1 protein-coding gene is annotated in these 2,331 nt (G+C 74.0%); it reads left to right on the top strand.

Going from position 1 to position 2,331, the window contains the following annotated elements:
- Positions 1-58 precede the first annotated feature (58 nt).
- On the top strand, positions 59-2,331 hold a 2,273-nt coding region (locus tag FV230_RS27385; protein ID WP_147844606.1), incomplete at its 3' end, for a Tex family protein.

The following is a 2,331-nucleotide window of genomic DNA, read 5'->3' as shown; positions in this document are numbered from 1 at the left end:
CCCCCTCCCCCATCCGGGTTAGACACCGCGCCCCACGCCATCTGCAGGACGCGACCGGATGATCGGCATCACGCAGCGCATCGCCACCGAGCTCGGCGTCGCCGAGGCGCAGGTGAGGGCGGCGGTCGACCTCCTCGACGGCGGCGCGACGGTGCCGTTCGTCGCCCGCTACCGCAAGGAGGCGACCGGGGCGCTGGACGACGCGCAGCTGCGCACCCTGGAGGAGCGCCTCGGCTACCTGCGCGACCTCGAGGAGCGCCGCGCCGCCGTGCAGGACGCGATCCGGGCCCTCGGCAAGCTCGATGCGGACCTCGCCCGGAAGATCGCGGCGGCCGAGACCAAGGCGCGGCTCGAGGACCTCTACGCGCCGTTCAAGGTCAAGCGCCGCACCAAGGCGCAGATCGCCCGCGAGGCCGGGCTCGGGCCGCTCGCCGAGGTGCTGCTGGCGCGGCCGGACCAGGCCCCCGAGCAAGCGGCGAAGAGCTTCTCGGGCAAGGACGGCTTCCCCGACGTCGAGGCGACCCTGGAGGGCGCCCGCGCGATCCTGATCGAGCGCTTCGGCGAGGATGCCGAGCTGGTCGGCGGCCTGCGCGAGGAGACCTGGCGGCGCGGGCGGATGCGCGCCTCGGTGCGCAAGGGCAAGGCCGAGGCCGGACAGAAGTTTGCCGACTACTTTTCGTTCGAGGAGCCGCTCGCCCGCCTGCCCTCGCACCGGATCCTGGCGCTGTTCCGCGGCGAGAAGGAGGAGGGGCTCGACCTCGACCTCACCGACGCCGAGACGCCGCCGCCCGGCCGGCCGGGCTGGCAGGAGGCGCGGATCGCCCAGACCTTCGGCATCGCCGAGGCCTTCGGGATCGCCGAGCGCGGACGGCCGGGCGACCGGTTCCTCGCCGAGACGGTGCGCAAGACCTGGCGGACCAAGCTGAAGCCGGCGATCGACACGGACCTGCGGGCCCGGCTCTGGGCGGTGGCGGAGGCCGGCGCGATCTCGGTCTTCGCCGGCAACCTGCGCGACCTGCTGCTGGCCGCGCCCGCCGGCGCGCGGCCGACGCTCGGGCTCGATCCGGGCTTCCGCAGCGGCGTGAAGGTCGCGGTGGTCGACGCCACCGGCAAGGTCGTGGCCACCGACGCGATCTTCCCGCACGAGCCGCGGCGCGACTGGAACGGCGCCCTGGCGACGCTGGCCAAGCTGTGCCGCGCGCATCGGGTCGAGCTGATCGCCATCGGCAACGGCACCGCCTCGCGCGAGACCGACAGGCTGGCCGCCGAGCTGCTGGGCAAGCACCCGGAGCTGACGCTGACCAAGGTGATGGTCTCGGAGGCCGGCGCCTCGGTCTACTCGGCCTCGGCCTACGCCTCGGCCGAGCTGCCGGGCCTCGACGTGACCCTGCGCGGCGCGGTCTCGATCGCGCGGCGGCTGCAGGACCCGCTGGCCGAGCTCGTGAAGATCGAGCCGCGGGCGATCGGCGTCGGGCAGTACCAGCACGACCTTGCCGAGGGGAAGCTGTCGCGCTCGCTCGACGCGGTGGTGGAGGATTGCGTCAACGGCGTCGGCGTCGACGTCAACGTGGCCTCCGCGCCGCTGCTCGCCCGCGTCTCGGGGCTGAGCGAGCGGGTGGCGGCCAACATCGTCGTGCACCGCGACGCCAACGGCCCGTTCCGCTCGCGCGCCGCGCTGAGGAAGGTCGCCGGCCTCGGGCCGAAGGCCTACGAGCTCGCCGCCGGCTTCCTGCGGATTCGCGGCGGCAGCGATCCGCTCGACGCCTCGGGCGTGCACCCGGAGGCCTATCCGGTGGTGAAGAAGATCCTGGCCGCCACCGGCCAGCCGATCGGCGCCCTGATCGGCAATGGGGGCGTGCTCAGGGCGCTGAACCCGCGGGCATTCGTCGACGCCACCTTCGGCCTGCCGACGATCGGCGACATCATCGCCGAGCTCGAGAAGCCCGGCCGCGACCCGCGCCCGGCCTTCCGCACCGCGACCTTCCAGGACGGCGTCGAGACGATCGCGGACCTGAAGCCCGGCATGCGGCTCGAGGGCGTCGTCACCAACGTGGCCGCGTTCGGCGCCTTCGTCGACGTCGGAGTGCATCAGGACGGGCTGGTGCACATCTCGGTGCTCGCCGACCGCTTCGTGAAGGACCCGCGCGAGGTGGTGAAGCCCGGCGACGTGGTGCAGGTCCGCGTCGTCGAGGTCGACCCGGCGCGCAAGCGCATCGCCCTGAGCATGCGCGCGGAAGACGGCGAGCGGCCAGCGCGCCGCGAGCAGGGGCGCCAAGACCAGGCACGCCAGGACCAGGCACGCCAGGAGCGTGCGGCGTCGACGCGCGGGCC

The organism is Methylobacterium sp. WL6 (assembly GCF_008040095.1).
Classification (GTDB): domain Bacteria; phylum Pseudomonadota; class Alphaproteobacteria; order Rhizobiales; family Beijerinckiaceae; genus Methylobacterium.
Note: the sequence above shows the minus strand (reverse complement) of the source record. Positions and strands in the feature narration are given on the sequence as shown.